A 6,390-nucleotide genomic window follows, 5' to 3' on the forward strand; every position below is an offset into this window, starting at 1 on the left:
GCCCAAGGCACTGGTGGAGCCGATAGCGGCGCCATCCGATAGCGTGCTTTCGGCCTATTTCGAAGCCAACAAGAAGACATATGCGGCACCCGAATACCGCAAATTCTCCTATGTCCGCCTCGAGCCGGTCGACATCATGGATCCGACCGCCGTCACCGACCAACAGGTCAGCGACGATTACAACAAGAACAAGGCGCGTTACACCACGCCGGAATTGCGTACCATCGAGCAGCTCGTGTTCAAGACGCCGGATGCGGCCAAGGCCGCGTTCGATTCGCTCAAGGCAGGCGCCACTTTCGACAAGCTGGTCACGGCGGAAGGCAAGACCCCGGCCGACACGTTGCTCGGCACGCTTGCCAAGGACAAGATCGCCGACAAGGCGGTCGCCGACGCCGCCTTCGCGCTTAACGCCAATGAAGTCAGCCAGGTCGTGCAGGGCGCCTTCGGTCCGGTGCTGCTGCGTGTCACCGAGATCAAGCCCGAAGTGGTGAAGCCGCTGGCCGAGGTGTCCGACCAGATCCGCAAGGATCTGGCGCTGGGCGAGGCAAGCCGCATCCTTCTGGACGTGCGCGACAATTACGATGACACCCGCGCCGCCGGCAGTTCGCTGGCCGACGCTGCGGCCAAGCTGAAGCTGAAGGTCGTCACCATCGACGCCATCGATCGCAGTGGACTGCGGCCAGATGCAAGCATCGTCAAGGACCTGCCGCAATCGCCGGAGCTGATCAAAGCGGTCTTCGACGCCGAACCCAACACGGAAAACGATGCCTTGACCACAGCCGACAACGGCTTCGTCTTCTATGAGGTGGCGTCCATCACGCCGGCTCGCGACCGCACGCTGGATGAGGTTCGTCAGAAAGTCGTGGCCGACTGGACGGCGGCGGAAACAAGCAAGCGGCTCGCCGCCAAGGCTGACGAGCTGGAAAAGCGGCTCAAGGCCGGCGCAACGCTCGATGTCATTGCCAGCGAACTGAAGCTGGAAAAGCAGACCAAGCGCGGTGTCAAGCGCGAGGCTGACGACGTCGATTTCGGCAAGGAAGGTGCCGCAGCGATGTTCGGAGTCGGCGAAGGCGGTACCGGCCTGATCCCCTCGCCTACCGGCGACGGGCAGATCCTGTACAAGGTCGCCGAAGTGTTCGAGCCCGCCGGGGCCGATGCCAGCTCGGTGCCGGATGACGCACAGAAATCCTTCACCTCCGGCATGTCGGACGACCTGCTCGACCAATTGGTGGCGCAGTTGCAGACGCAGTACGACGTTCGCGTCGACCAGGCCGCCGTCGCCCAAGCCTCGACAAGATGAGCGCGCTGAAAACCCATATCGCCAAGATCGCGACCGGTAGCGCGCTTTCCTTCGAGGAAGCGCGCGAGGCCTTCGATATCATCATGTCGGGTGATGCGACCCCCGGCCAGATCGGCGGTTTCCTGATGGCGCTGCGCGTGCGCGGCGAGACGGTGAGCGAGATTTCCGGCGCCGTCGCCACCATGCGGGCCAAGATGCTGCAAGTCGACGCGCCGGACGGCGCCATCGATATCGTCGGCACCGGCGGGGACAATTCCCACAGCGTCAATATTTCCACGGGATCGGCCTTTGTCATCGCCGGCAGTGGTGTGCCGGTTGCCAAGCACGGCAATCGTGGCCTGTCCTCGCTGACAGGAGCCGCCGACGTGCTGGTTGCGCTCGGCGTCAAGATCGACATCTCGCCCGAATTCATCGGCCGCTGCATCCACGAGGCTGGCATTGGTTTCATGTTCGCGCCCGCGCACCATCCAGCGATGAAACATGTCGGTCCGACCCGCGTCGAACTCGGCACCCGCACCATCTTCAACCTGCTCGGGCCGCTCTCCAATCCAGCTGGCGTCAAGCGGCAGCTGGTCGGTGTGTTCCTGCCGGAATGGATCCTGCCGGTTGCCGAGACGCTGAAGGCACTGGGTGCGGAGCATGCCTGGGTTGCTCATGGCGACGGCTATGACGAGATCACCACCACCGGCGAGACGCAGGTCGCCGAACTGATCGGCGGCGAGATCCGCAGCTTCACCCTGACGCCTGAAGCGGTCGGGTTGCCGCGCCACAGCAGGGACGAACTGCGTGGCGGCGATGCGGACTACAATGCCAAAGCCTTGCGCGATATGTTGGGCGGCGCTGCCGGCGCCTATCGCGACACCGTGCTGATGAATGCCGGCGCCGGCCTGGTGGTGGCGGGCAAGGCGACGACGCTTGCCGACGGCATCGCGCTCGCCGCGCAAGCCATCGACAGCGGCCGGGCCCTGCAAGTGCTCGACAGGCTGGTCGAGATTTCGAACGGGTAAAACGTGTCTGACATTCTTCGCAAGATCGAGGCCTACAAGCGCGACGAGATCGCGGCGGCAAAGGCACGTGTGCCGCTGGCCGAAATCAAGGCGCGAGCCAAGGACGCCGACGCACCGCGCGGTTTTCTTGCCGCGCTCGAAGCAAAGCGCAAATCCGGCGCCTTTGCGCTGATCGCCGAGATCAAGAAGGCAAGCCCGTCCAAGGGGCTGATCCGCGCCGATTTCGATCCGCCGGCGCTGGCGCTGGCCTATGCCAAGGGTGGCGCTGCCTGTCTTTCGGTGCTGACCGACGCACCGTCCTTCCAGGGCGCGCCGGAATTTCTCACCCGGGCGCGAGCCGCCGTCGCGCTGCCGGCGCTGCGCAAGGATTTCCTGTTCGATCCCTATCAGGTCTACGAAGCCCGCGCCTGGGGCGCGGATGCCATCCTGATCATCATGGCCAGCGTCGACGACGCCCTGGCGAGCGAGCTTGAGGCAACGGCATTCGAACTCGGCATGGATGCGCTGATCGAGGTGCATGATGAGGCCGAGACGCTGCGCGCGCTAAAACTGTCGTCGCGGCTGATCGGCATCAACAACCGCAATCTGAGAACATTCGAGACCAGCCTTAAAACGTCGGAGCGGCTGGCACCCATGGTGCCGGGCGGCCGCCTGCTGGTCAGCGAGAGCGGTATTTTCTCGCATGACGACTGCCTCAGGCTGCAAAAGAGCGACATCGGCACTTTTCTTGTCGGCGAGAGCCTGATGCGGCAACAGGACGTCACCACCGCGACGCGCCTGCTTCTGACAGGCAAGGCTTTGGCCGAGGCTCTCTGACGATGGTATCAGGCCTGACCCATCTCGGCGCGCAAGGCGAGGCCAACATGGTCGATGTCGGCGACAAGGAAGAAACAACGCGCACGGCGATCGCCGAAGGCTTTGTCGCGATGCAGCCCGAGACGCTGAAGATGATCCTCGCCGGCAACGCCAAGAAGGGTGACGTGCTCGGCACCGCGCGCATTGCCGGCATCATGGCGGCGAAGAAGACGCATGAGCTGATCCCGCTCTGCCATCCGCTGCTGCTGACCAAGGTTTCCGTCGACATCGAGCCGGACCACGCTTTACCTGGCCTGAAGGTCACCGCGCTGGCGCGCGTCACCGGCAAGACGGGCGTCGAGATGGAAGCGCTGACGGCCGCTTCGGTAGCCTGCCTGACCATCTACGACATGGCCAAAGCAGTAGACCGCGCCATGGTCATCACCGGCATCCGCCTGGTCGAAAAGACCGGCGGCAAGTCGGGTGACTACAAGGCGAGCTCCTGATGGCGCTGGTTCCTATCGCGGAGGCGCTTGAACGCCTGCTCGATGGTGCGGCACCTCTAGCCGGCGAAAGCGTTCCTCTGTTCGAGGCGGTGGATCGTGTTCTGGCGGAACCGGTCGTGGCACTCCGTACCCAGCCACCTTTCAACGCTTCCGCCATGGATGGCTATGCCGCTCGAGCCGCCGACGTGGCGTCGGTACCATCCAGGCTGTCGGTGATCGGCATGGCGCCGGCCGGACGTGGTTTTGCCGGTAGGATCGGCAAGGCACAAGCGGTGCGCATCTTCACCGGCGCGCCGTTGCCCGAAGGCGCCGACACCATCGTCATCCAGGAGAATGTCCGCGACCTCGGCGGCGGCGAAATCGAAGTGACCGAGCCGACGGCGCAATGGCGCAATATCCGTCGCATCGGGCTCGATTTTTCAACAGGCGACATGCTGCTCGAAAGAGGCCGTTTGCTCGACCCGGCGGCACTGTCGCTGGCAGCATCGGCCAACCATCCCCGGGTCAACGTGGTGAAACGACCGCTGGTCGCCATCATCGCCACCGGCGATGAATTGCTGCCGCCGGGCAGTGATCTCGGCCCGGACCAGATCATCTCGTCCAATGCCTATGGCGTCGCTGCCGCCGCACACTCGGTCGGCGCCCGCGCGCTCGATCTCGGCATTGCCGCCGATCGCAAGGAGGCCATCGCCGAACTGGTGCAAAAAGCGGTCGCGGCCGGTGCGGATGTCATCGTGACGCTTGGTGGCGCCTCGGTCGGCGATCACGACCTGATCCACGATGTGCTGACCGGCGAAGGCATGACGCTCGGCTTCTGGAAGATCGCCATGCGCCCCGGCAAGCCGCTGATGTTCGGCCGCCTCGGCGATATCAGGTGCATCGGCCTGCCCGGCAACCCGGTGGCAAGCCTGGTCTGCTCGCAACTGTTCCTGAAGCCGCTGCTGGCGCGGCTCGGCGGCCGCAACCATCGCCAGGACATTCGCCCAGCGCGACTGGGTACCGCAATGCCGGCCAATGATTTGCGCCAGGACTATGTCCGAGCCGTGGTCAGGGAAGATGACGGCGCGCTGGTGGCGACGCCGTTCGGCATTCAGGATTCCTCGATGCTGAGAATGCTGGCCGACGCCAACGGGCTGATCGTGCGGGCGCCGTTTGCCCCTGCAGCAGCCGCGGGCGAGGCTTGCAGCGTTTTGATGCTGCGCTGAGGAATTCCAGGCAAGCCGTTCATAACAGACGAGAAAGTGATCTCGGCTCTAGCTGGAGATCAAGCTCTGCGTCAGCGGATGCGCCGGATCGGTAAGGCCGTCGACAATGTCGTAGTGATGCCGGTCGGGCTCGACCACGGTGCTGGTGGTGGCGCCGAGGCCGGTCCAGATGTTGGCAAGCAACGCATTCTGGCGCAGGAACTCGGCGCGCTCACCGCCGCCGGCCCAGCAGGTGATGCGGGCGCCATCCATCGGGCGCAGCAGGGCTGGGCTTTCAGCCAGCGCCTCCTCTTCGTCGATTGCCAGGTCCTTGTTCATGCCGGTGCGCATGAGCGGACGCAAATCGTGTAGACCTGAAATCGAAACGACATGGCGTATGCGCCGCGCCACATCCGGCGCCAAAGGCGTGGTTGTCGTCACCATCCGGGTGGCGAGATGGCCGCCGGCCGAATGTCCGGTCAGCATCAGCGGTCCGTCAACCATTGCCGCTGCCTTGCCAATCGCCGCCCCGACCTCCCGGACGATGCCTGCGATGCGTATGTCCGGGCACAGCGTGTAGGAGGGCATCGCAACGGCGAAGCCGCTGCCGACCGCGCCATTGGCGAGATGCGACCACAAGCTCTTGTCGGTCTCCAGCCAGTAACCGCCATGGATAATCACCACCAGTCCTTTGGGCGCGGCCTTGGGAAGGAAAAGATCGAGCCCATTGCGCGGCCCGTCGCCATAGGCGATGTCGAGCCGTGCCCGGCTCTCTGCCGAGAGCGCATCACGGAATGCTGCCGCTGGCTCGGCCCAGGCGGCTGGCCAACGGTCGCTGCCGGCAATGTTCGCGCCGTTGGCATAGGCATCATCCCAATCGACGATGTGACGTTCGAACATCTGCGCCCTCCCCCAAAACGGCATCGCTGTTGCGCTAGCAATGGCCAGCGCCACGCCATGCGTCAATGCTCCAGGGCAAAAACATTTTAGGCTTGAAACAAATTTCGACTGGTGCGATCCTGCCCTTACGAACAGCCGACAATGGGAGGTCTGCTGTGCTGCCCTCACCTGCAGATGTTCACCCTTTCGGGCGCGCATCTCCGAGCAGGCGTGATGGGCAGCACGAAGCCTCCTCAGAGCAGGACCTTAGGATCCACCACATCCAGCCAAGGCGCATTGCGCACTGGCCAGGCAGCAGACGGGAGAGCGGCGACATGCTTGGGCCTTCAGCGCATATCGACACGTTCACGCGCGATCACCTGCCGCCGCCGGAGCAATGGCCCGATATACTGCTCGACGGCTTCGACTATCCCGAACGCCTTAACGCCGGTGTCGAACTGACCGACCGGCTGGTCGAGAAGGGCCTCGGCGACCGCACAGCCCTGATCGGCAATGGCCGCCGCCGCACCTACAAGGAACTGTCCGACTGGACGAACAGGCTCGCCCACGCGCTGGTCGAGAATTATGGCGTCGAGCCCGGCAACCGGGTGCTGATCCGCTCGGCCAACAACCCCGCCATGGTCGCCTGCTGGCTGGCTGCCACCAAGGTCGGCGCCGTGGTCGTCAACACCATGCCTAGGCTGCGCGCCGGCGAACTG

The 6,390-nt window shown here is 64.3% G+C and carries 7 protein-coding genes; 6 read left to right on the forward strand and 1 reads right to left on the reverse strand.

What is annotated here, in order from left to right:
* The 5 genes from EN914_RS19870 to glp form a co-directional block, all read left to right on the forward strand.
* The coding region (locus tag EN914_RS19870) for a peptidyl-prolyl cis-trans isomerase (RefSeq protein ID WP_127389214.1) at window positions 1-1,300 on the forward strand (1,300 nt) is incomplete at its 5' end.
* Window positions 1,297-2,307 (forward strand): anthranilate phosphoribosyltransferase, encoded by a 1,011-nt coding sequence (trpD, locus tag EN914_RS19875; protein WP_024503335.1) that lies wholly within the window; start codon window positions 1,297-1,299, stop codon window positions 2,305-2,307. The genes EN914_RS19870 and trpD, both read left to right, overlap by 4 nt.
* A 3-nt stretch (window positions 2,308-2,310) precedes the next feature.
* Complete coding sequence (trpC, locus tag EN914_RS19880) at window positions 2,311-3,123, forward strand: indole-3-glycerol phosphate synthase TrpC (RefSeq protein ID WP_024503336.1); 813 nt, start codon at window positions 2,311-2,313, stop codon at window positions 3,121-3,123.
* Between the two features lie 2 nt (window positions 3,124-3,125).
* On the forward strand, window positions 3,126-3,608 hold the full coding sequence (moaC, locus tag EN914_RS19885) for a cyclic pyranopterin monophosphate synthase MoaC (protein ID WP_024503337.1): 483 nt from the start codon (window positions 3,126-3,128) through the stop codon (window positions 3,606-3,608).
* Complete coding sequence (gene glp, locus EN914_RS19890; RefSeq protein ID WP_024503338.1) at window positions 3,608-4,813, forward strand: gephyrin-like molybdotransferase Glp; 1,206 nt, start codon at window positions 3,608-3,610, stop codon at window positions 4,811-4,813. The genes moaC and glp overlap by 1 nt, the downstream gene beginning before the upstream one ends.
* A gap of 48 nt (window positions 4,814-4,861) precedes the next feature.
* Here glp and EN914_RS19895 read toward each other — a convergent pair whose 3' ends face one another.
* Window positions 4,862-5,692 (reverse strand): alpha/beta hydrolase, encoded by an 831-nt coding sequence (locus EN914_RS19895; RefSeq protein WP_024503339.1) that lies wholly within the window; start codon window positions 5,690-5,692, stop codon window positions 4,862-4,864.
* 314 nt (window positions 5,693-6,006) lie between these two features.
* Here EN914_RS19895 and EN914_RS19900 point away from each other — a divergent pair.
* Window positions 6,007-6,390: AMP-binding protein (locus tag EN914_RS19900; protein ID WP_164778812.1), on the forward strand; the 384-nt coding region annotated here is incomplete at its 3' end.

Origin of the sequence: Mesorhizobium sp. M7A.F.Ca.CA.001.08.2.1, assembly GCF_003998455.1 — a bacterium.
GTDB classification, from domain to species: domain Bacteria; phylum Pseudomonadota; class Alphaproteobacteria; order Rhizobiales; family Rhizobiaceae; genus Mesorhizobium; species Mesorhizobium ciceri.

What these genes read in the sequence shown, in the direction of transcription:
- trpD (WP_024503335.1), top strand. Translation starts at nt 1,297, where the DNA reads ATGAGCGCGCTGAAAACCCATATCGCCAAGATCGCGACCGGTAGCGCG.
- moaC (WP_024503337.1), top strand. Translation starts at nt 3,126, where the DNA reads ATGGTATCAGGCCTGACCCATCTCGGCGCGCAAGGCGAGGCCAACATG.
- glp (WP_024503338.1), top strand. Translation starts at nt 3,608, where the DNA reads ATGGCGCTGGTTCCTATCGCGGAGGCGCTTGAACGCCTGCTCGATGGT.
- EN914_RS19895 (WP_024503339.1), bottom strand. Translation starts at nt 5,692, where the DNA reads ATGTTCGAACGTCACATCGTCGATTGGGATGATGCCTATGCCAACGGC.